General features: G+C 36.6%; 20 protein-coding genes. 11 read left to right on the top strand and 9 right to left on the bottom strand.

The genetic code is table 11. From position 1 onward, the window contains the following. The first annotated feature begins 134 nt into the window (after positions 1-134). Entirely contained in the window at positions 135-2825 is a 2691-nt protein-coding gene (gene topA / locus GQS55_RS13745) for a type I DNA topoisomerase (RefSeq protein ID WP_159821057.1), read from the top strand. Between the two features lie 105 nt (positions 2826-2930). On the opposite strand, the gene GQS55_RS13740 is transcribed toward topA, so the two are convergent. After that, entirely contained in the window at positions 2931-3299 is a 369-nt protein-coding gene (locus GQS55_RS13740) for a ribosome recycling factor family protein (protein ID WP_159821056.1), read from the bottom strand. Between the two features lie 85 nt (positions 3300-3384). Further along, a complete protein-coding gene (locus GQS55_RS13735; RefSeq protein ID WP_159821055.1) occupies positions 3385-4152 on the bottom strand; it encodes a hypothetical protein in 768 nt (255 codons plus the stop codon). A 365-nt stretch (positions 4153-4517) separates the two neighbouring features. Between GQS55_RS13735 and cysB the strand changes: the two genes are divergently transcribed. Further along, positions 4518-5492, top strand: coding sequence for an HTH-type transcriptional regulator CysB (cysB, locus tag GQS55_RS13730; protein WP_159821054.1), 975 nt, complete (start codon positions 4518-4520; stop codon positions 5490-5492). Between the two features lie 51 nt (positions 5493-5543). Here cysB and GQS55_RS13725 read toward each other — a convergent pair whose 3' ends face one another. The 3 genes from GQS55_RS13725 to pabB all read right to left on the bottom strand — a co-directional run bounded on the left by GQS55_RS13725 (position 5544) and on the right by pabB (position 9109). After that, positions 5544-6920, bottom strand: a complete 1377-nt coding sequence (locus GQS55_RS13725) for an L-serine ammonia-lyase (protein WP_159821053.1) — start codon at positions 6918-6920, stop codon at positions 5544-5546. Positions 6921-7014: 94 nt separating this feature from the next. Beyond that, positions 7015-7623, bottom strand: coding sequence for a CoA pyrophosphatase (locus tag GQS55_RS13720; RefSeq protein WP_159821052.1), 609 nt, complete (start codon positions 7621-7623; stop codon positions 7015-7017). A 13-nt stretch (positions 7624-7636) separates the two neighbouring features. Further along, complete coding sequence (gene pabB / locus GQS55_RS13715; RefSeq protein WP_159821051.1) at positions 7637-9109, bottom strand: aminodeoxychorismate synthase component I; 1473 nt, start codon at positions 9107-9109, stop codon at positions 7637-7639. A gap of 433 nt (positions 9110-9542) precedes the next feature. Between pabB and GQS55_RS13710 the strand changes: the two genes are divergently transcribed. Further along, positions 9543-11072, top strand: coding sequence for a fumarate hydratase (locus tag GQS55_RS13710; protein ID WP_159821050.1), 1530 nt, complete (start codon positions 9543-9545; stop codon positions 11070-11072). A 110-nt stretch (positions 11073-11182) separates the two neighbouring features. Here GQS55_RS13710 and dapD read toward each other — a convergent pair whose 3' ends face one another. From dapD to GQS55_RS13690, 4 genes are read right to left on the bottom strand one after another with little or no spacing between them, the layout of a single operon-like run. Continuing rightward, a complete protein-coding gene (gene dapD / locus GQS55_RS13705; protein ID WP_159821049.1) occupies positions 11183-12016 on the bottom strand; it encodes a 2,3,4,5-tetrahydropyridine-2,6-dicarboxylate N-succinyltransferase in 834 nt (277 codons plus the stop codon). A 31-nt stretch (positions 12017-12047) separates the two neighbouring features. After that, positions 12048-14684, bottom strand: coding sequence for a [protein-PII] uridylyltransferase (gene glnD / locus GQS55_RS13700; protein ID WP_159821048.1), 2637 nt, complete (start codon positions 14682-14684; stop codon positions 12048-12050). 36 nt (positions 14685-14720) lie between these two features. Further along, positions 14721-15509, bottom strand: a complete 789-nt coding sequence (gene map / locus GQS55_RS13695; protein ID WP_159821047.1) for a type I methionyl aminopeptidase — start codon at positions 15507-15509, stop codon at positions 14721-14723. Between the two features lie 59 nt (positions 15510-15568). After that, the gene (locus GQS55_RS13690) at positions 15569-16207 is read right to left on the bottom strand and encodes a DsbA family protein (RefSeq protein WP_236559644.1); all 639 of its coding nucleotides are present in this window, start codon (positions 16205-16207) and stop codon (positions 15569-15571) included. A gap of 370 nt (positions 16208-16577) precedes the next feature. On the opposite strand from GQS55_RS13690, the gene rpsB reads away from it, so the two are divergent. From rpsB to rseP, 8 genes are all read left to right on the top strand, one after another. Next, on the top strand, positions 16578-17306 hold the full coding sequence (gene rpsB / locus GQS55_RS13685) for a 30S ribosomal protein S2 (protein WP_159821046.1): 729 nt from the start codon (positions 16578-16580) through the stop codon (positions 17304-17306). 213 nt (positions 17307-17519) lie between these two features. Beyond that, a complete protein-coding gene (gene tsf / locus GQS55_RS13680) occupies positions 17520-18368 on the top strand; it encodes a translation elongation factor Ts (protein WP_159821045.1) in 849 nt (282 codons plus the stop codon). Between the two features lie 246 nt (positions 18369-18614). Continuing rightward, entirely contained in the window at positions 18615-19349 is a 735-nt protein-coding gene (gene pyrH / locus GQS55_RS13675) for a UMP kinase (protein WP_159821044.1), read from the top strand. A gap of 92 nt (positions 19350-19441) precedes the next feature. After that, positions 19442-19999, top strand: a complete 558-nt coding sequence (gene frr, locus GQS55_RS13670) for a ribosome recycling factor (RefSeq protein WP_159821043.1) — start codon at positions 19442-19444, stop codon at positions 19997-19999. A gap of 87 nt (positions 20000-20086) precedes the next feature. Next, positions 20087-20845 (top strand): polyprenyl diphosphate synthase, encoded by a 759-nt coding sequence (gene uppS / locus GQS55_RS13665; protein WP_159821042.1) that lies wholly within the window; start codon positions 20087-20089, stop codon positions 20843-20845. A gap of 68 nt (positions 20846-20913) precedes the next feature. Continuing rightward, the gene (locus GQS55_RS13660) at positions 20914-21780 is read left to right on the top strand and encodes a phosphatidate cytidylyltransferase (protein WP_159821041.1); all 867 of its coding nucleotides are present in this window, start codon (positions 20914-20916) and stop codon (positions 21778-21780) included. Between the two features lie 8 nt (positions 21781-21788). Continuing rightward, entirely contained in the window at positions 21789-23012 is a 1224-nt protein-coding gene (ispC, locus tag GQS55_RS13655) for a 1-deoxy-D-xylulose-5-phosphate reductoisomerase (RefSeq protein ID WP_159822850.1), read from the top strand. 96 nt (positions 23013-23108) lie between these two features. Then, positions 23109-24470: a sigma E protease regulator RseP gene (rseP, locus tag GQS55_RS13650; protein WP_159821040.1), complete on the top strand. Its 1362-nt coding sequence runs from the start codon at positions 23109-23111 to the stop codon at positions 24468-24470. Positions 24471-24593 lie beyond the last annotated feature (123 nt).

The raw sequence follows: 24593 nt of genomic DNA, 5'->3' as shown, positions 1-24593 counted from the left end.
TTTTATCTTTGTTTGAGTGAGGTTAAAGGGCATGCTCGCACTTTTTAGCTCAAACAATAAATGAATAATAAAACAAAAATTAATTTATCTTCATGTGTAGATAAACTGTCGAATAAGCAGGATTACAAATTTTTATGGCAAAATCACTTGTTATTGTCGAGTCGCCAGCCAAAGCGAAGACAATTAATAAATATTTAGGTAAAGACTTTATTGTAAAGTCGAGTGTTGGTCATGTTCGCGATTTACCTCACAGCAGTACGGGTAAAAAAGTCGCCGCTAAATCACCAGCAGAAGTGCGTAAAATGGCACCTGAAGCAAAAGCTAAATATAAAGCGAAGCGCGATAAATTAGCGTTGGTCAATCGTATGGGAATAGACCCAGAGAAAAATTGGGCCGCTAATTATCAAATACTTCCCGGTAAAGAAAAAGTTGTATCTGAACTTCAAAAACTTGCTGAAAAAGCTGACACCATCTATCTCGCAACCGATTTGGATCGCGAGGGAGAAGCGATAGCATGGCATTTAAAAGAGCTGATTGGTGGCGATGACGATAAATTTCGCCGAGTTGTTTTTAATGAAATAACTGAAAGTTCTATTCAACAAGCGTTTGCAACACCAGGTGAATTAAGTATGCCTGGTGTTAATGCTCAACAAGCACGTCGTTTTCTTGACCGTGTTGTTGGCTTTATGGTTAGCCCTTTGTTGTGGAAAAAAGTGGCTAGAGGATTATCGGCTGGGCGTGTTCAATCAGTTGCTGTTAAATTAGTTGTTGAAAAAGAAAGAGAAATTAAAGCATTCGATCCTAAAGAATTTTGGGATATTATTGCCGATACGCATGCTACTTCTGGAGAAGCATTAACCTTAGATGTTACTCATGAAAATGGTAAAGCGTTTAAACCGACTAATAAAGCAGATGCAGACAAAGCATTAGCCGTTTTAAAACCTGCAAATTATGTAGTTAGTAAACGTGAAGACAAACCTTCAAAAAGTATGCCTTCTGCGCCATTTATTACTTCTACGTTACAACAAGCAGCAAGTACTAAATTAGGTTACGGTGTTAAACGTACAATGGGGTTAGCTCAACGCTTATATGAAGCTGGTCACATTACTTATATGCGTACCGATTCAACTAATTTAAGTAAAGATGCGGTTGAAATGTGTCGTACTTTTATTGGTAAGAGTTTTGGGGAGAACTATCTTCCTGAAAAACCGAAAGTATATGGTTCAAAAGCAGGTGCTCAAGAGGCGCATGAGGCGATTCGTCCATCTAATGTGAAAGTTGAATCAGCATTTATGGAAGGTATAGATGCTGATGCTAAAAAGCTTTACGATTTAATTTGGCGCCAGTTTGTTGCCTGTCAAATGACTGCTGCCCGTTATACTGTTAGCACGCTAACCATTAGTGCTGCGGATTTTGATTTAAAAGCTAAAGGTCGTGTAATGCAATTTGATGGTTGGACGCGTGTTCATCCACAACTTGCTAAAGGTGATGATAAACATTTACCTGACTTAGCGGTAGGTGAAGTATTAACACTTGATCATTTAGAACCAACTCAACACTTTACTAAGCCACCAGCTCGTTTTGGTGAAGCGTCACTCGTTAAAGAGTTAGAAAAGCGTTCTATTGGTCGACCATCAACCTATGCATCTATTATTTCAACCATTCAAGATCGTGGCTATGTACGTTTAGATAAAAAACGCTTTTATGCTGAAAAAATGGGTGAAATAATTACCGATAGTCTTTCTATTAGTTTTGAAAAATTAATGAGTTATGACTTTACTGCGAATATGGAACAAGAGCTTGATGCTATAGCCATAGGTGAACTTGACTGGAAAAGTGTTTTAGATGAATTCTATAAAAACTTTAGTGAAAAATTAGCGCTGGCTAATATGGACTCTGAAGAAGGTGGAATGCCAAATAATAATCCGGTATTAACGGATATTGACTGTCCTACCTGTGGTCGTAAAATGGGTATTCGAACGGCGTCTACAGGTGTGTTTTTAGGTTGTTCAGGTTATGCCTTGCCGCCTAAAGAGCGTTGTACAACCACCATGAACTTAACACCAGGTGAAGAAGCCGTTAGTGTTTTGGCTGAAGATCAAGAAACTGAAGCTCTACGAGCAATGCATCGTTGTCAAAAGTGTAATACAGCAATGGATAGTTACCTTATTGATGAAACACGTAAATTACATGTTTGTGGTAATAACCCTATCTGTGATGGCATTGAAGTGGAGCAGGGCACATTTAAAATTAAGGGCTATGATGGTCCTGTATTAGAGTGTGATCGTTGTGAAGCTGATATGGAGTTAAAGTCAGGTCGTTTTGGTAAGTATTTTGATTGTACTAATGATGAATGTAAAAATACGCGTAAGTTGTTAGCAAGCGGTGAAGCTGCGCCGCCAAAAGAAGATCCTGTTCAATTGCCTGAGCTTGAGTGTGAAAAATCTGATGCTCATTTTGTATTACGAGATGGTGCTGCTGGAATTTTCTTAGCGGCCAACACTTTCCCTCGCTCGCGTGAAACAAGAGCGCCAAAAGTTGCTGAGTTAAAACGTTTTAGAGATAGAATATCTTCTAAATTTTACTACTTAGCCGATGCGCCTGCTGAAGACCATGAAGGTAACTTATCGGTAGTACGTTACAGTCGTAAAACAAAAGAACAATATGTTATGACTGAAATTTTGACTGATGATAAGCCAAAAGCAACAGGTTGGACCGCAAAGTACATCGACGGTAAATGGGTTGAAGATATTCCTAAGCCTAAGAAAAAAGTAGCTAAAAAGAAAGTAGCGACAAAGAAAAAATCAGTAGCTAAAGAAGATTGATTTTTATAGTGGTGGGCCATGAGTGTTAAAAGTTGACGTTATTTTTATTAATAAATTTTTCGTCATCATTAACTCAAGGCTCACCGCTTACTTCAAGTAACAGCTCTAATCTAACCCTTCTAATTCATCAATAACTTGCCTTGCTTGAGCAATGGTACAGTCAGTTCTAGCAATAAGAGCACTAATTGTGACTTTCTCTATTGTTGATGCAATCCTAAGTAGTTCATCATGACTTAAGTGTTGATACTCATTTCTTAATAATTTGGTTAACCATGACCAACTAGGTTCATTTGATGACTCTATATAGGTAATTATTGCCTGTAGCTGGTCAAAGCTTGCGGTAAGAAGCCAGTGGCGTGATCGACCAATACGTTTTAGCTCGCAGCCTTGTTCTCTTATATGAGATTTTAAAGCATATGCCTTCACCGTTCTACGTAAGAAGGAGTTTAGTGTAATGGAATTGTATTTTTCCACGTTATAGTCTCACTGGGTAAAGCGGTAATAAAAAGCCAGCAAAAGCTGGCTTAGTTTTAATCTATAGGCAGGTAGCTTAGCACTGTTACCATTTCTTTTTAGGTTGAAATAAAATATCTAATTCATTTTCTTCTTCTTTAGCCTTTTTTGCGGCATCAGAAGCATTTGTTACTTTTAATGAGTCTGTTATATCTTCTAGTTTTTGTGCAATTTCACTATTTTTGGTATTGATATACTCGGTTTTTATTGGGTGAGTTGCCATTGTTTGTAATGCTTTTTCAAAGTATTGACGAGCAGAGCCAAACATTTCTTTATTTTGTGCTTGAACACCTCGTTTCATTAAACTTTCTATATTAATTTTTAATTGCATCGCATCTAGGCGTTGATCTTCTTGTGTAAAGGTTTGAGGAGCAAGAGCACCTTTTTTTTGTTCTGATTTTATTATCACACGCAGTTTTTTGATGCACTGTAGAACCGCTAATACTTGTTGTTCATTATCCGGCAATACAAAATTTTCTTCGCTGCCTTGATTAGCAGCTAATTCTTCTGCTGCTTTGATTTGAGCTGTCAGGTCGGCCATTCTACTTTCAAGGCCTTTTACGTCAGGTCTTAATTCATGCATTATTTTTGCCGCACTTAGGCTTCTATTCGCTAATATTTGGGCTATTTTAGGACTAGAAGGAAGGTTCACTAAATTAAGGATAAGCTCTTCGCTTTCATCCATAATGGCTTTTTGTTTTGCTACTTTAACTCTTTTTTCTGCATCTTGTTTTTCTTTATGTTGTTGAAAGCCACTGATAACCACAACAAATACAACGAGGGTGACGAGTAAACCTATGATAATAGTAATCATGTTAAAGCTCTTGTTTTAATAATGTGAACAATTATCCACTTTGATAGCAGTCAGTCTACAAAAAATGTCATGTTTAGCAAAGCCTAACTTACATTTAATTATGAGATTTAATTCAGCTACTTAATCTTGAAACTAAAATTTAAAAACTAAGATGGAAAATTAATCTGTTAGTTAGGATGAAAATTAATCGCTTTTGTATTATTTTATTGTAAGTTATATTTTATAATAAAATAATCTTTAGAGAGTTTTGCCGTTAATGTTGAATTTTATTTACAAAAAGTGCAATTTAACATGGAATAAATGTTCAATTAAGTATATCCTTTTGGTCTAAGAGTGTTCCTAAAAATCTTGGCTTTGGTATATATATGAAATTGCAACAATTGCGCTACATCGTTGAAGTGCTGAATAATAACCTGAATGTTTCAGCTACGGCAGAAGTGCTTTTCACCTCTCAACCAGGTATTTCTAAACAAGTTAGAATGCTTGAAGACGAATTAGGAATTCAAATTTTTGGACGTAGTGGAAAACATTTAACCCATGTTACGCCTGCAGGCCAAGAAGTCATTAACATTTCTCAACAAATCCTATCAAAAGTTGAAGGCATAAAAGCTGTTGCTCGTGAGCATACTCAACCTGATGAAGGAAAGTTACGTATCGCGACTACGCATACACAAGCACGATATGCTTTACCTGAAGTGATACAAGGCTTTATTAAAAAATATTCCAAAGTATCACTACAAATGTCTCAAGGTACGCCAGCACAAATTAGTGATGCAGCAGCAAAAGGCGATGCTGACTTTGCTATTGCGACAGAATCACTTCATCTGTATAACGATTTAGTCATGCTGCCTTGCTATCATTGGAATCGCAGTATCATTGTTTGCAAAGACCATCCTTTAGCACGAAAAACAGATATAACAATTCAAGATATTGCTAAATATGCTTTAGTTACTTACGTGTTTGGTTTTACAGGACGCTCTGAATTAGATTCTGCTTTTGAAAAAGCGGGTGCTGTACCTAAAATTGCTTTTACAGCGACAGATGCTGATGTAATTAAAACTTATGTTCGCTTAGGTATTGGTATTGGTGTCATTGCTACTATGGCAATTGATCCTAAAATTGATCATGATCTTGTTACTATTGATGCGAGTCATTTATTTACTGCCAGTACGACTAAAATAGGCTTTAGACGTGGTAGTTTCTTACGTGGTTACATGTTTGATTTTATTGAACGTTTTGCTCCACACCTAAATAAACATGTTGTTACTCAGGCTATGTTGTTAAAAAATAATACAGAAGTCGATGAAATGTTTGCTGATATAAAATTACCAACTAAATAAGCCATCGACTAGCTAAATTATTAATTAATTAAACTTTATACTGGCGGTGTATTAGCACTCTGTAATATTTACCGCCAAGCCACCGCGAGAAGTTTCTTTATACTTAGTTTTCATATCATTACCTGTTTCCCACATAGTTTTGATTACTTTATCTAAAGATACCTTTGATGTACCTGTACCGCGAAGTGCTAACCTAGAAGCATTAATGGCTTTTACTGAACCCATTGCATTTCGCTCAATGCAGGGTACTTGAACTAAACCACCAACAGGATCGCAGGTTAGGCCTAAATTATGTTCCATACCTATTTCTGCTGCGTTTTCTACTTGGATTGGTGTACCACCCATAATTTCAGTTAATGCACCAGCAGCCATGGAACAAGCAACACCTACTTCGCCTTGACAACCTACTTCTGCGCCAGAAATAGAAGCATTCGTTTTATACAAAATACCAATAGCTGCTGCCGTAAGAAGGTATCGACTACAATCATCATCAGAAACAGGTTTTACAAATTTGTCGTAATAACATAATACCGCAGGAATAATACCTGCAGCTCCATTTGTTGGTGCTGTAACAACACGACTTCCTGCCGCATTCTCCTCATTAACAGCAAGCGCAAATAAGTTGACCCAATCCATCGCTGTTAATGGATCATTCGATCTTTCTACCATTAAAGAGCGATATAAAGCAGGTGCACGGCGAGTCACTTTTAAACCACCAGGTAAGATGCCTTCAGTGGCTATACCACGATCTACGCTGCTGCGCATTGCTTGCCAAATTGTTATCAATTTAGTACGAATAAATGCTTCATCATTTAAACATTTTTCATTATCCATCATGATTGTACTGATACTAAGGCCTTTTTCTTGGGCTATTGCTAGTAACTGTGCGGCATTAGTAAACTTATGTGGTTTATCAATGTTTTCATGTAATGATAATGCTTTATCTTTTTCTCTTTCAAAGTCAATGTCTTGTACAATAAATCCGCCACCAATAGAGTAATATGTTTGTTCTAAAAGAAGGGTTTCGTCTTGATAGGCAAAAAGAGTCATCGCATTTGCGTGCGCAGGTAATGTTTTTCTATGATGATAAATAATGGCATTATCTTTAGGGAAGTTGACGATATGACTACCATCAAGTTTAATCTTTTTAGTTTCTACTACTTGTGCAAGAATTTTATCAATGGAGTCTACTAGAATACTTTCTGGAGCTTCACCTGATAATCCTAAAATCACAGCTTTACCTGTGCCGTGACCAATTCCTGTTTGACCGAGCGAACCAAATAATTCACATTTAACCCGAGTTGTTTTAGTAAGTAATGCCTCACTTTTAAGTGAATCCACAAAAAGCTTGGCCGCTTTCATCGGACCAACTGTATGGGAGCTAGATGGCCCAATGCCAATTGAAAACATATCAAATACACTAATCATAAGTAAATACCGAATAAAATTTGAATAATCTTATATTTTGTTGTTATTAATTTACATGATGATAGCTGAAATTTGTTACTTGTTACAACCTATATTATTTTATTCGCGTGACTAAGTCTTTTATCATGGAAGCTGTTGCTCCCCATATATTATAGTGTCGGTAAGGATAAAAATGGACATTGTGATGACGGCCATTCCGATAGGATTCGACGATATGGTGGTTTTCATCTTGTAAAAAGTATTTCAGCGGCACATGAAATATTTCATCTACTTCGTTTTCATCTTTTTGGTACGTTTGAATAGAGTTAATCATGGCAACAATTGGTGTAATTTGATAACCACTGATAATTTCATAATTAGATAGTTGTCCAATAACACTAACCGCTTTAGGATCTAATCCCACTTCTTCTTGTGCCTCTCTTAATGCGGTATGAACTAAATCTGTATCGGTTAATTCTACTTTACCGCCAGGAAAACTAATTTGTGAAGGGTGATGTTTTAAGTGACTTGCTCTTTTAGTTAATAATACTTGTAAACCATCAGGTGAGAAAGGGTCGTCGGTGTTGTTATTATTACTGTTACTGCCATCAAATAAAGCAATCAATACAGCAGCCGACTTTAATGGTGCTTGATGTTGGTATGTATGACAAGAATCAAAGTGTTGTTTCAGATGAAACCTAAAGAGAAATTCATTTTTATCCATTACTACCTTCCTTCTATTTCCCCAGCTTTTGTAGCACAGGCAAAATACAGTTTACTTTATCAAACGTTTCTTGATATTCACTTGATGCAATAGAATCAGCAACTAAACCACCGCCAGCCCAACAATATATATTATTAGATGCAGTTGCTGTGGATTCTTGGTTTTTTTCGCAAATTAATGTACGAATAGTAATATTAGTATCCATAGTACCACAGCTTGAAATGTAACCAATACTACCACAGTATACGCTGCGTCTGTGTGGTTCAAGTTGTTCAATAATTTGCATAGCGCGAATTTTTGGGGCGCCTGTAATTGAACCACCTGGAAATGCACCTCGTAATAAATCACTCGCACTATTTTGTTCGGCAATTTCACCTTCTACTGTACTCACTAAATGGTGTACTGCTGGAAAGCTTTCAATATCAAATAGTTTAGGTACAACAACTGTACCAGGTTTACACACTTTAGATATATCATTGCGAAGTAAATCAACAATCATCAAGTTTTCAGCACGATCTTTTATTGAGTTAGCTAATATGTATGCGTTGTGTTTGTCTATTTTTTCATTAGTACTTCTAGGCATAGTACCTTTGATAGGTTTACTTTGAATCTTGTTTTGTTTTTTTTGTAAAAAACGCTCAGGTGAAACACTTAATATACTCGCATTTTCTAATTGAATAAAAGCTGAGAAGGGGGCCTTGTTTTCAGTTCTTAGTGCACAGTAAGCTTCAAATTCATTACCTTGATACTGTGCTTTAAAACGTTGTGCTAAATTAATTTGATAACAATCGCCTGACAGTAAATAGTTTTGAACTTGTTCAAATTTTTCTGTGTAGGTGGCTTTATCCATATTACTTTGCCAACTGGATGTTAAGGTGAAATTTTGTTCTTTAGTTTCAGATGGTCGACTTTTTTTATTTACCAATAAAGTTTGAATAAAACATTCTATTTCTGAACGTTTTTCAGGAGGGCAAATTAAATAAAACTCTTGTTGTTTATGATCAAATATTATTGCTTGGCTATATATACCAACAGCCATTTCAGGCAGTGTTATATCTTGCTCTGCTTGTGTTGGTAATTTCTCGAACCGTCGACCTAAGTCATAAGAAAAATAGCCTAAAGAACCGCCTAAAAATGGAAGGTTTTGCTGTGAGGTAGAAAGCGGTGATAAAACTTGTTGTTGAACTTTTTCTAATAAATATAATGGATCTTCTTCACTGATATAAGTGTTATTTGTCTTTATATAACACACCGTTGTTTTATCCCCGTGCGTACATAGAGTAACTTCGGGCTGCCATACTAGAATATCAAAACAAACATCAATATGTTGGCTTTGCCCTGAATCTAACCAAATAGACCAAGGTTTATTTGATAACGGCGTAAATAAGTCTAATGGAGTAACTCCATTTTCTAATGTGAATTTTTCAACTGAAAGAGTCAATGGATTAAATGAAGGCAAGGTATTGGAATGCAAGGTGATAGTCACTCTACTAATTGACCTATTAATTTATTAGGTATTTGTTAGGTTTATGTTGAGTATAATACCAATTCCAATAGGTTTCTTCTCACTCAGCGAGAGTTAAAAGGTTTAGAGGCTAGGCATTGATTGAAGATAATGATTATTCCCTTATCAAAATCAATAACGCCGCATATAGACCTTTTAAACTCGCCCTTTGGGAGCTTTCCAGTGATATGATAACCGCACAGAATTTCTTTCATATAGAATAACTATAGGTAAAAAATTCTATTTATTCTCAAACCGCTGGCAAGCTCTGAGTGGCAACTAACTTAATGGACTTGGTATAAATCTACATATTTTGCTATTGGCTACTAGCAGCAGTTTCAATAGAAAGGTATTATAATGGAAACATTTTATATACCCAAATGAATTTACATTTTTAACGAAAGCTGAGAGCAACATGTCCCATAAAATTATCAAGCAACAAGACTTAATCGATAGTATTGAAGATGCGCTTCAATATATTTCTTATTATCATCCGCTCGATTTTATTCAAGCGCTAGAAAAAGCCTATCATAAAGAGCAAAGCACAGCGGCAAAAGACGCAATTGCACAAATTCTTATTAACTCACGTATGTCGGCTACAGGCAAACGTCCTATTTGCCAAGATACAGGTATTGTTACTTGTTTTGTTAAAGTGGGTATGGCTGTTCAGTGGGATAAAACTGATATGACAGTGCAGCAAATGGTTGATGAAGGTACTCGTCGTGCTTACTTAAATCCAGATAATCCATTACGTGCTTCTATTGTTGGCGATCCTGCGGGCAAACGTACTAACACTAAAGACAATACGCCTTCTGTTGTACATATTGAATTAGTGCCTGGCGATCATATTGAAGTGATGATTGCCGCTAAGGGCGGCGGCAGTGAAAACAAATCTAAAATGGTGATGTTAAATCCTTCTGACTCTGTTGCTGATTGGGTTGTTAAAACCTTACCAACAATGGGGGCAGGTTGGTGCCCACCTGGTATGTTAGGCATAGGTATTGGTGGTACGGCTGAAAAAGCGGGCGTACTTGCTAAAGAAAGTTTAATGGATCCGGTAAACATTCAAGACTTAATTGAACGTGGTCCTCAAAATGCTGAAGAGGAATTACGTTTAGAAATTTTTGAACGTGTTAATAAATTAGGTATTGGTGCACAAGGCCTAGGTGGTTTAACTACTGTGGTTGACGTGAAAATCATGTCTGTACCTACACATGCAGCGTCTAAGCCTGTGTTTATGATCCCGAACTGTGCTGCTACCCGTCATGTACATTTCCACCTTGATGGTTCAGGTCCTGCCGATTTAACGCCACCTAAACTTGAGGAATGGCCAGAAATTACGTGGGAAGTTGGCGAAAATGTCCGTCGTGTCAATGTTGATGGTTTAACAAAAGCTGACATCGCCGAATGGAAAACTGGCGAAACCGTATTACTTAGCGGTACTATTTTGACTGGTCGTGATGCAGCACATAAACGTATTCAAGACATGTTAGCTAAAGGTGAAGAGTTACCCGTAGATTTCACTGACAAGTTTATTTACTACGTAGGTCCTGTTGATGCTATCGGTAATGAAGCAGTAGGTCCTGCAGGCCCTACAACAGCAACACGTATGGATAAATTCAACGAAATGATGTTAGCGGAAACAGGTTTGTTAGGCTCTATCGGTAAAGCAGAGCGTGGCGCAGCTACGTGTGAAAGCATTAAAAACCATAAGTCAGTGTACTTAATGGCCGTTGGTGGCGCTGCTTACCTAGTTTCTAAAGCAATCAAAAAAGCGAAAGTGGTAGCCTTTGAAGACATGGGCATGGAAGCTATTTATGAATTTGAAGTAGAAGATATGCCAGTAACTGTTGCGGTTGATAGCACAGGTGAATCTGCTCACGTGACAGGTCCAGAAATCTGGAAAGTAAAAATTGAAGATATGGATAAGCAAGTTAAAAAATAGTTAGCACTTAGTAACTTAATAAGCTAAAAAAAAGCAGTGAGTTAGTTTAACTTACTGCTTTTTTTGTATATAAAACTATTGTTCAGTCAAGCTGTGAATCAGGTGGTTTACTAATCAGCTAAACGTAATAGTTCATTAATACCTGTTTTTTTACGTGTTTTCGCATCCACTTTTTTCACAATTATTGCGGCATATAAACTATACTTTCCACACTTAGACGGGAGGTTTCCAGGGACAACAACAGAGCCTGCTGGAACACGACCATAATGTATTTCACCTGTTTCACGGTCATAGATACGTGTACTTTGGCCAATATAAACGCCCATTGAAATAACGGCACCTTCCTCGACAATAACACCTTCAACTATTTCAGAACGTGCGCCGATAAAACAATTATCTTCTATAATTGTTGGACCTGCTTGTAGGGGCTCTAATACACCGCCAATACCAACGCCGCCAGATAAGTGAACGTTTTTACCTATTTGAGCACATGAACCAACGGTTGCCCAACCGTCAACCATACAACCCTCATCAACAAAAGCACCAATATTAACAAAGCTTGGCATAACAACAACATTTTTGCCGATAAAGCTACCTGTACGTACAGACGCGCCAGGCACAACGCGTACACCATCAGCTTCAAACATTTCTTGTGTATAATCACTATACTTCATTGGTACTTTATCAAAAAACGTACTTTCAGCACCGTCTATAACTTGGTTGTCCCATATACGAAAAGAAAGTAACACTGCCTTTTTCAACCATTGATGTACATGCCACTGGCCATCTATTTTCTCAGCAACACGTGCTGAACCATTATTTAGTGCTGACAATGATGCTAATACAGCTGCTTTTACTTCCTTAGAAACAGTTGCAGGGCTTATGTTTGCTCTATCTTCAAAAGCTTGCTCTATCGTGCTCGCTAAAGCTGTTAAGTCGGTCATTTAAAATTCCTATCACTTATTTTAATTTATTTTAATCTATTTCCTGAGTTAATTTATCAGAAAGCTTTTGTTTTTCTTCTTCTGTTAAGGCCATGTTTTCATTGGTTGATATAGTGAAAACATCGTCAGCCTTCTCGCCAAAAGTGGTGATTTTAGCGGAATGAATATTAATATGTAATTGTTGAAAAACTTGTGCGATATTACCTAACAAACCAGCTCTATCTAGTGCAATGATTTCAATCATTGTTTTACTCTTAGCCTTAATTTTAATAAAACTCACTTTTAATGGAAACTTAAATTGTTTTACTTCTCTTCTTGCTGGCTGTAATGGAATATCCCTGCAATCATCTTGCTTAAGTTTTTCACTGAGTGCTTTCGTTATTTCAGCTGTTTGGTAACTTTCTTTTAACGCTTTACCTCGTGAATCCAAAATAATGAAGGTATTAACGGTATAACCCGTTTTTGTTGTAATGATTTTTGCATCATGAATAGACAGCTTTTTAGCGCCCAATACTTGCACTATGCTAGCAAAGGTATTAACTTTTTCTTTTGCAAAAACAAAAACCTCTGTTCCACCTCGATAAGGTTTAGTACTAATAATAACAAGTGGCTCTGTTCTATCATGGCCTATTATACGTTGACAGTGTCTGGCTATTTGTTCAGGCGAGTATCGTAAAAAGTAGTCAGCTCTGAACTCTCGCCATAAGGAATCAAGTTGGCTTTTATCAATATGAGTTGCAGCTAAAATATCTCTAGCTTGTTGTTGATTTTCACGGATCTTAGAGCGTGTTTCAACTGGCTTTGATAAACCACGACGCAGTGCTCTTAATGTATTAAAATATAAATCATGTAATAAATTTGCTTTCCAACTATTCCATAAGCTTTCGTTAGTGGCACGCATATCAGCAACTGTTAAGCAGTATAAATAATCTAAATGCGCTTCATCACGAACTATGTCAGCAAAAGCGCGAATAACATTTTCATCATTAATATCACGACGCTGAGCCGTTACCGACATAACTAGATGTTGCTCGACTAACCAAGAAACCATTCTGCTATCATGTTTACTCATTTGGTGAGATTGACAGAATATTAACGCATCAACAGCGCCTAACTTGGCATGATCACCACCTCGGCCTTTTGCAATATCATGAAAAATCCCTGCTAAATACAAAACCTCTGGTTTACGTATTTTTTGCATTATTTTGCTACATAAAGGAAATTTATGATTGTGTTCTTTTTGGCTAAATTGATACAAGTTTTTTACAACACGATAGCTATGCTCATCAACTGAATAAGCATGAAATAAGTCGAATTGCATTTGACCCGCAATATTTCGCCATAAAGGTAGGTAAGAGCCAATAATCCCATGACGATGCATTAAATTAAACGCTAAACCAAGTCCTCTTGGGTGCTTAATGATAGCCATAAAAATTTGACGACATTGAGCATAATCAACTAAACCAGAAACTAATCGTCGTCTTGCATTTCGCATTAATCGTAGCGTATTAGAATGAATACCTTTAATATTAGGCTCTTGTGCAATAATTAAAAACATTTCGAGCATTTTTGCCGAACGCATAAACACTCTATTGTTTGTAGCATTAATCAAGGTGTCAACTGATTCAAAATCTTGATTAATCACTTTAATATTAGCTTCTTTAGGATCTTGAATTATTTCTTGTTGAAATCGATGTAATAAAATAGTGTTTAGCTCTGAAACACGAGAAATGATGCGATAAAAACGCTTCATCATTCGCTCAACAGGTGCCTTACCTTCATCACCAAAGCCCATCATTTTCGCTACGTCAGCTTGATAATCAAACAATAACCGATTTTCACTGCGCTTAGCAACAAAATGCAATGCAAAACGAAGACGCCATAAATAGTCTTGGGCTTCTATAAGCTCAGATAATTCATTAGGGTAAAGATACTGGTGTTCTACAAGCTCTTCTAGTGAATCAGCAAGAAAATGACGTTTTGCAACCCAAGCAATTGTTTGAATATCACGTAATCCACCCGGATTCGCTTTTAAGTTGGGTTCAAGGGTATAAGCAGCGCCATGATACTGTAAGTGTCTTTGTTTTTGCTCTTTTCGTTTAGCAATAAAGAAGTTTTCAGAGGTCCAAAAAGCATCGTCATTTAATAAAGGTAATAACTGTTGTGTTAGTGCTTCATTACCCGCTATTTGTCTCATTTCCATTAAGTTTGTTGCTATAGTGACATCATTAATAGCTTGCTTAATGCACTCTTTAATTGAACGAACACTGTGCCCGATATCCAGTTTTATATCCCAAAGTTGGGTAATAAAACTGGAAATTCTTTCTTCTAAAGCTAAATCAATATCAGGTTGAGTTAATAATAAAATATCAATATCTGAAAAAGGGTGCAGTTCACCTCGTCCATAACCGCCTACGGCAATTAAACTTATTTGAGATTCATCAAGATGATGTTGACACCAAAGTTTAGCAAGTATGTTATCAACAAACATCGCTCTTGCTGTTAATAAGTCTTGAACATCATGTTCAGAAAATGCTGCCTTTAGCCACTCATTGAAGTTAAGCGTTAATTGGCAAATATCTTTGCTAGATAAAGTGTCAGCAGTTATGGCTAAGCGCTCTATAAAATCTGAAGGGATTATATGGCTTTCTATTGGATGATTATTCACATGCTTACCTATGATTCAGAAAATGACTGATACTTTTTAGTTATGTAAAATACGGCTGAGTGTTTCTTCTTTTCTTAACGTTAATATTTCACAACCAGTTTTAGTAACCACCAAAGTATGTTCCCACTGAGCAGAATTTTTACCGTCGCTAGTATAAACAGTCCATTTATCATCTTTGTCTAGAATAGTTGTCGCTTTACCTAAGTTAATCATTGGCTCAATGGTGAAACACATACCTTCTACCATTTTGGTTTTATCATTGTTTTTATAATGAACAATTTGTGGTTCTTCATGAAATTCAGTACCAATGCCATGACCACAATAATCTTTAATAATAGAATAGCGACCTTTGCTTTTAATAAACTTTTGAATAGCAGTACCTATTTCGCCAAAAGTAGCACCAGGCTTTACTTTTTTTAGACCAATATATAATGATTCTTGAGCCAAGCGACACAGGCGACTATCTTCAGGAGATACTTCTCCAATTAAAAACATTTTACTAGTATCACCATGATACCCGTCTTTAATAACAGTAATATCAAGGTTGATGATATCTCCATCTTTTAATACTGTATTGTCTGGAATACCGTGACAAACAACATGATTGATAGAAGTACAAATAGACTTAGGGAAGTTGTGGTAATTTAGGGGAGCTGAAATAGCTTGTTGCACTTTTTCAGTATATTCAGCACATAAGGCGTCTAGCTCATTAGTTGTAACTCCAGCTTTTACATGCGGAGCAATCATTTCTAATACATCACAAGCAAGTTGCCCTGCAATACGCATTTTAGCAATTTCATCTTGGCTTTTAATTGGTATGGTCATTGAATTCTCTTTACTTTCTTAAATTTGAGTGTGTTTATAACAAGTGAAATACATTATTTTTATTGATGTTTATTTAGCTCTAATTCAACCGCTTCAACAATTGCGTTAGGTTGGGTTAAATAAAAGTTATGGTTCAATAATATTAATTGGTCATCAACAGCTAATAATAAAGCTGGAATTGCTTCGGTGTTCATCATTTCTTGCAGTGAATATATTTCTTCTAGCTGCATGAAAACATCTTTACTGAGTTTATCATTTTTAAACACTTTTGATGGTGGCGATAATTTCAGAACATCGATAATATCATCTAAATCTGCTTGACTAGACAACCTATTACCTTGCTCAAAATGAGCCTTTTGTAGTGCATTTAATAGTGGTAATGCTAAGTGCGGCGTTTTATGTTGAGCCCATGTCATTAAATTAGCAGCTAAGATAGAGCTTTTATTTTCTTCGAGTAGCTTTTGATAAGCGGTTGAAAATTTTATATTGGCTAAGTTTTCAACGGCTTTGATTTCGTTAAGCTTACTGCTTTTTGAATCATCATTTTTGCCATCAAAAAAAGCAGCATGCCATAAATTTATAGTGATATCAGGAAATGCTTGATTAATTTCATTTACAAGCTTGGTAGTTACATAACTCCAAGGGCAATGGCTGTCATATAGAAAAAACAGTTGTGCAGGTATGTTCTGTGTTGTCATGGATTACCTAAAATTGATTGTTTGAACGTATGGGTTATCTTACTTAGGGTAATTTTACCGTGATAATAGCAATTATCCCAGTGAATTTTTTTCTGGTTAAATAAGTGTTTTTATGGTATAAAATGCCGCGCTGAAATCTTAGTGTTTGCTTTCATATGAGGCAATCCTTATTTTAGCGTCAATTAAACAGGTCAATGTCTGCTAAAAGTAGCTTGATTATATTATAAACTCACATACATCTATCAAAGATATACCGGGGTGCCCCGCTGAAAAAGTTTTGTATTCTACTTAATAAAGTAACTCAAGCTTACAGCAAAAGGGTCGTGTGTATTGGATGTATGAACGCTTAACCCCATTAAAGGAAAATACAATGTCAAACGTTTCAATGCGCGATATGCTTAAAGCTGGTGTTCATTTCGGTCACAAAACTCGTTACTGGAATCCAAAAATGAAGCCGTTTATTTTCGGTTCTCGTGATAAAGTTCATATCATCAACCTTGAGCAAACAGTTCCTATGTTTAATGAAGCACTTGCTTTCATTAACAATGTTTCATCTAAGAAAGGTAAAGTTTTATTTGTTGGTACTAAACGTGCTGCAAGTGATGCTATCAAAGATGCAGCAATAAAATCAGACCAATTCTTCGTTAATCACCGTTGGTTAGGTGGTATGTTGACTAACTGGAAAACAGTTCGTCAATCAATCAAACGTTTAAAAGATCTTGAGTCGCAAAGCACTGACGGTACTTTTGAAGCTTTAACTAAAAAAGAAGCGTTAATGCGTACTCGTGAAATGGAAAAGCTTGATAAAAGCTTAGGTGGTATTAAGAACATGGGTGGTTTACCTGATGCTATCTTTATCATCGATGCCGATCACGAGCATATTGCTATTAAAGAAGCAAACAACCTTGGTATCCCAGTAGTTTCTGTTGTTGATACTAACTCAAACCCAGATAACATTGATTACATTGTTCCTGGTAACGATGATGCAATCCGTGCAGTAACTTTATACTGTGACGCTGTTGCTAATGCTGTAATTTCTGGCCGTGAGCAAAACATTGTTGTTCAAGCAGAAAAAGACGGTTTTGTTGAAACTGAATAATTATTTTATTGCGCTTTGTTATTAACTAAGCGTAATAAAAAATAATTAAGTACAATAATTCGTTTAATCATAAAAGCATTGTTATAAAATTTATATTTATAACTTTGCTTTTATGACACCTAATTTACTATTTATTCCCACTCTATTATTGTTTGTCATTTTTTATGTTTAAACGTTAATAATGGGGATAACTGAAAACAGAGGAATTAACTCATGGCAATTACTGCTGCAATGGTTAAAGAACTACGTGAACGCACAGCTGCGGGCATGATGGATTGTAAAAAAGCATTACAAGAAGCTGACGGAGATATGGAACTTGCGATTGAAAATATGCGTAAGAATGGTCAAGCGAAAGCGGCTAAAAAAGCAGGCAACATTGCTGCTGAAGGCGCTATTTTAATTAAAACTGCTGACGGCGTTGCTGCACTAGTTGAAGTTAACTGTCAAACTGACTTCGTAGCAAAAGATGATAACTTCTTAGCTTTTGCTAACGAAGTAGCTGAAGCTGCTCTTGCTTCTAAAGTAACTATTGCTGAGCTTCAAGCACAATTTGAAGAAAAGCGTATTACACTTGTGACAAAAATTGGTGAAAACATCAATGTACGTCGCGTAGAGTATGTTGAAGGTGCTACTTTAGCATCATACAGCCATGGTGCTTCTATCGGTGTTGTTGTTGCTGGTGAAGGTGATACAGAATCACTTAAGCACATTGCAATGCACGTTGCAGCAAGCAAGCCAGAATTCTTAACGCCGGATGACGTTCCTGCTGATGTTGTTGCCAATGAAAAACGTATCCAAATCGAAATGGCGATGAACGAAGGTAAGCCTGAAGAAATCGCTGAGAAAATGGTTACTGGTCGTATGAAGAAATTCACTGGCGAAGTTTCTCTAACTGGCCAAGCTTTCATCATGGAGCCTAAGAAAACTGTAGGTGAAATATTGAAAGAAAAAGGTATCACTGTAGCTAACTTCGTTCGTTTAGAAGTTGGTGAAGGTATCGAGAAGAAAGTTGAAGATTTTGCTGCTGAAGTTGAAGCTCAACTTGCCGCTGCAAAAGGCTAATTCTTTTATTTAGTCGGTTGTTAGATTAATAACCAGACTAAATAATCTGAATTATAAAAAAAACGTCTACCTTGCATTAGCAGGTAGGCGTTTTTTTATACATTTTTTCAGGTTTTTCATAAAATTGGAATAATAACACTGGTTTTTTCAGTTAAGGCTTTCTTGGTTAAGCTAAACGTATTAAAATGTTTGCGGTCTTTTTTGACCCTAGCCTTTTTTCAGCGAGCCAAATAGGAATTTTCACATATGAGTACTAACCCCAAATCATCTTATCGACGTATTCTTCTTAAACTTAGTGGTGAAGCTCTTATGGGAGAAGAAGGATTTGGTATAGATCCAAAAATTCTTGACCGTATGGCTCAAGAAATTAAAGAGTTAGTTGAAATGGATATTCAAGTTGGCTTAGTTATTGGCGGTGGCAATCTATTTCGCGGTGCAGGCCTTGCGCAAGCGGGCATGAATCGCGTTGTGGGTGATCAAATGGGGATGCTAGCAACCGTGATGAATGGACTGGCTATGCGTGATGCGCTACACCGTGCCTTTGTGAACACTCGTTTAATGTCAGCGATTGATTTAGCTGGTGTTTGTGAACGTTATAACTGGGCTAATGCGATTAGTTTACTTAAATCAGGCCGTGTTGTTATTTTTTCTGCCGGTACAGGTAACCCATTTTTCACGACAGACTCTGCCGCTTGTTTACGAGGCATAGAAATCGAGGCTGATGTTGTTTTAAAAGCAACTAAAGTTGATGGGATTTATTCAGAAGATCCAATGAAAAATCCAGCGGCTGAACTTTACAGCGAATTGACGTTTGATGAAGTATTAGATAAAGAATTAAAAGTTATGGATTTAGCTGCTTTTACTTTAGCGCGTGACCATAATATGCCTATTCGTGTTTTTAATATGAATAAGCCAGGTGCTCTTAAAGCTGTCATCATGGGACAAGCAGAAGGCACTGTAATTAAGAACAAGAAAGCGTAATTGATTTCTCAGAAAACGAATCAATTAAGTTTTACAAAATTAGTATAAGTTGTGAATTTAACATTATTTAAATAATTGTAGGAAGAAACATTGTGATAGACGAAATTATCGAAGATGCGCAAGAGCGTATGGCAAAAAGCATTGAATCTCTTAAGGGTAGTCTGAATAAGATTAGAACTGGGCGTGCGCACGCTTCATTACTAGATAATATTACGGTTGATTATTATGGAATGGAAAGCCCTTTAAACCAAGTAGGTAATATATCAGTACCTGATGCACGTAATCTTTCAATTACTGTTTTTGATAAAGGTATGATTGCCGCAGTAGAGAAAGCCATTATGAAATCTGATCTTGGTTTAAATCCACAATCTAATGGAACGCTTATACGTATTCCATTACCACCGTTAACTGAAGAGCGTCGTAAAGACTTAGTTAAAGTTGTACGTGGTGAAGCTGAAGGCGGTAAAATAGCAATTCGTAATATCCGTCGTGATTCAAACTCTGATTTTAAAAGTTTATTAAAAGACAAAGAGATCAGTGAAGATGAGCATCATCAAGCTGAAGACAGTATTCAAAAAGTTACTGATGTTTTTGTGAAACAAGTTGATGAAATGTTAGAGAAGAAAGAAGCCGAATTAATGGAAATTTAGTTCGTTTTTGGTAAATAACGCCAGAGAGTAGTAATTACTGACTGGCGTTTTTGTATAGTAAATTTACTTGTCATGAAAGGATAATCAGTGGCTACTGATATAGCATCACTAGATGAAGGAAAAATAATTCCAGATCATATTGCTATTATAATGGATGGTAATGGTCGTTGGGCGCAAGCTCAGGGTAAAGGACGTGTGGCTGGCCATAAAGCTGGTGTTTCATCAGTGCGAGCTGTAGTTAAAGGTGCACGTCAATTAGGTGTTAAAGCATTAACTTTATTTGCTTTTAGTAGTGAGAATTGGCAACGACCAGAAAAAGAAGTTAGTGTGCTGATGGATTTATTTATGTTCGTGCTCACTAAAGAAGTTAAACGCTTGCACAAACATAACATTCGTTTTCGGGTAATTGGTGATTTAAGTCGTTTTTCTGATAAATTACAAAAAAGTATTAAAAAATCAGAAGAATTAACGATATTAAATGATGGTCTAGTCTTATCTATTGCCGCAAATTATGGTGGCCGTTGGGATATTGCTAATGCAGCGAAAATGCTTGCAAGTAAAGTCCAGAAAAATGAGATGTCACTTGAAGATATCGATGAAAATTCACTGCACAAAGAAACTTGTTTAGCTGATTTACCCGAACTTGATCTACTGATTCGTACTGGTGGAGATTATCGTATTAGCAACTTTTTATTATGGCAAGCTGCTTATGCCGAATTTTATTTTACTGAAACATTATGGCCAGACTTTAATGAAGCACAATTTGATATGGCACTTAATGCTTTTAATCAAAGAGAGCGCCGTTTTGGTAAAACAGGTGAACAAGTTAAACAAATAGAAGAATAAAAAGTAACTAAGTCAGAAAAACTATAACAAAGATGACTTAATACTTACTAAAACAAAAAGGATATAACTTGCTTAAACAACGTATTATTACTGCTTTAATTTTGGCACCTGCGGCAATTGCTGCAATCTTTTATTTACCATTAATATACTTCGCAATTTTATTGCTAGTTATTATTGGCATTGGTGCTTGGGAGTGGGGTCCTTTCATGGGATTCGACACTACAACTCGAAGAGTCGGCTTCGTTGGAACGACGCTTTTTTTGATAGCAGGTATATGGACTAGTGTTTCACTTAATGATTTATGGCTTAATTCAGGGCAACTGCACAGTTATGCATTAGCAGTATTATGGTTAGCTATCGCTTGGTGGATATTCTCTGCTTTTTTAATGTTCTCATATCCTAATGCGAGTAGCTTTTGGTCAAAACACCGTTCAGTCCGTGGCGTTTTTGGCTGGTTAACACTTGTGCCAACTTGGCTCGCGTTTATGGTTATTCGCACGAATGATTATCAAGTCGATACCTATCATGGCGCACAATTATTAATGTTTTTATTGTTAATGGTTTGGAGTGCAGACATAGGTGCATACTTTGTCGGTAAAGCCTTTGGTAAAACTAAGTTGATGCCAAACGTTAGTCCAGGAAAGACCTTTGAAGGCTTTCTAGGTGGTATTGCCTCAGCTTGCATTTTAGTTGCAATTACCGCCTATATACTCGCATGGAATCAGGAACAGGTAATCACTGTATTATTAGTGACCGTGCTAATTACTACTGTATCGGTACTAGGTGATTTAAATGAGAGTATGTTTAAACGCCAAGCAGGTGTTAAAGATAGCGGCTCTATATTACCCGGGCATGGCGGAATTTTAGATAGAATTGATAGCTTAACTGCTACCGCGCCTGTTTTTGCACTTTGCTACGTATTATTTGGTTGGTGAGATTTGTGATAAAAGAAAAATCAGGCACACAAGTAACTGTACGTGAACTATGTATTTTAGGTTCAACAGGCTCTATTGGTCAAAGTACGTTAGAGGTTATTCGTTTACACCCTGAAAAATTTAATATAGTGAGTTTATCAGCAAATGAAAGTGTTGATAAACTGCTTGAGCAATGTATTGAGTTTTCACCTAAAACTGTTGTTATGGGGTCGGTGCATCATGCTGAATTATTAACATTGCGTTTGGCAGAAAAAGGTCTTCATAGCATAACTGTAAAATATGGGAGAGAAGCTTTGTTAGATATTGCCTCTTCAAGTGACTCTGACACTGTCATGGCTGCGATTGTAGGCGCTGCAGGTTTAATGGCAACATTAGCAGCAGTAGAAGCGGGTAAAAGAGTGTTATTAGCTAATAAAGAAGCATTAGTTACTTCTGGCGCTATTTTTATTGAGGCTGTTAAGAGATCTGGGGCAGAATTATTGCCAATAGACAGCGAACACAATGCAATATTTCAAAGTTTACCTTGGCAAGAACAAGGGCGAGTAGGTCACTGTAAATTAGGCCAAAATGGTATTAGTAAAATATTATTAACGGGATCAGGTGGACCCTTTAGGACCTGGTCGTTAGATGATATTGAAATGGCAACACCGGACCAGGCCTGTGCACATCCTAATTGGGAAATGGGCAGAAAAATATCAGTTGACTCTGCCACCATGATGAATAAAGGTTTAGAGTTTATTGAAGCTAAATGGCTGTTCAATGTTACTGCAGACGATATTGAAGTCGTATTACACCCACAAAGCACTATTCATTCAATGGTGCAATATATCGACGGATCAGTTATTGCGCAAATGGGAAACCCTGATATGCGCACACCTATTGCTCATGCGTTAGCTTATCCTGAACGAATAGACTCTGGCGTTGCTCCGTTAGATTTTTTTAATACTGCATCATTTGATTTTCAATCTGTTGATTTTAAAAGATATCCTAATTTGAAATTAGCTATTGAGGCTTGTAGAAGTGGTCAAGCAGCTTGCACTGCTCTTAATGCTGCAAATGAAATTGCCGTCACTGCATTCTTAGATAAAAAAATTAAATTTAACGATATTTACAAAATAAATGAAACTTCTGTGAAAAAATTTGTCTCAGAACAGGTAAGTAATATTAATGAGGTTATTTCCTTAGATACACGAACCCGAGAATTTGCTCAACAATTATTAACACAGTATTAATAAATGAAGCTTAAATAAGACAGTATAAGTATATTAAATACTAGTAAGTTAAGTATTAGTGAGTTTTATCCCGTATGTTAAGGAACAAAAAGAATAATGTTTGATTTTATTTGGAATGCAGCCTCTTTTGTTGTCGCCCTAGGTATTTTAGTTACTGTACACGAGTATGGTCATTTTTGGGTGGCACGTAAAAATGGTGTAAAAGTTGAGCGTTTTTCAGTGGGCTTTGGTAAAGCACTTTGGCGTAAAACAGGAAAGGATGGCACAGAATATGTTATCGCTATGATTCCTCTTGGCGGCTATGTGAAAATGCTTGATGAGCGTGTCGATGATGTTGCTGAGGAAGACAAAGACAAAACGTTCAATTCAAAGTCGGTTTATCAAAGAATAGCAATTATTGCTGCTGGCCCTTTTGCTAACTTTGCTTTTGCAATATTCGCATTTTATTTAATGTTTCTAATTGGCGTACCTAGTATTAAGCCCATTATTGGTAGTATTAACGCTGACTCAATCGCCGCTCAAGCACAAGTACCCATTAATGTAGAGGTTGTGGAGGTTGCGGGTAAAGCAACACAAGATTGGCAAGATGTTAATTTAGCCTTGATTGGTGAAATTGGTGCTAATAATATTATAATCAAAACTAAAAGTAGTGATAGTCAATATGTGAGCAGCCATAATCTATCAACGAAGGATTGGCAGTTTTCACCAGAAAAAACATCAGCGCTAACAAGCCTGGGGATAACGCCATATCGACCAACCGTTTATAACGAGTTAGCGGCAATTGGTAAAGATAGTCCGGCTGAGAAAAGTGGCTTACAAGTGGGTGATAAGCTTGTAGCTATTAATGATGAACCTATTGTTGAAGGTTGGCTTGATTTTTCTAATAAAATTAAACGTTATCCAAATGAGACAGTAGAGTTAACTATTGAACGAGCAGGTAATAAACAAGTAATAGCGGTAACACCGCAAGGTATTGAACAAAATGGTAAGCTTGTTGGATATTTGGGCGTTTCTCCTAAATCTGATAACTGGCCAGATGAATACCGTATTGAAATTAGTTATGGATTGTTTCCCGCAATAGGTGAGAGTGTTCATCGGACTTGGGACTTAATTACCTTAAGCTTTAATATGATTGGTAAATTAATTACAGGCGATGTCTCAGTAAAGAATTTAAGTGGTCCAATTGCGATTGCTCAAGGGGCAGGTGATAGTGCAGGATATGGTTTCGTCTATTTTTTAGGCTTTTTAGCATTAATTAGCATTAATTTAGGAATAATTAACCTTTTACCGTTACCAGTACTTGATGGCGGGCACTTACTCTATTATCTTATAGAGCTTTTAACAGGAAAGCCTGTTCCAGAAAAAATACAAGAAGCAGGATTTAAGTTTGGTGCGTTGGCTTTATTAGCATTAATGAGTGTTGCTTTATTTAATGACTTTAGTCGGGTATTAGGATAAATAGGTGAGAAGGGAGTGAGAAGGTATAATTAACCTTTTACGCTTTACCTAAGTGAGCCAGTACTTGATGGCGGTGCTTACTCTATTACCTTTAATATGAGCTTATAGAGCTTTTAACAGGAA

Origin of the sequence: Colwellia sp. 20A7 (assembly GCF_009832865.1) — a bacterium.
Taxonomy (GTDB): Bacteria; Pseudomonadota; Gammaproteobacteria; order Enterobacterales; family Alteromonadaceae; genus Colwellia.
This window is presented reverse-complemented; position numbering and strand designations above follow the sequence as displayed.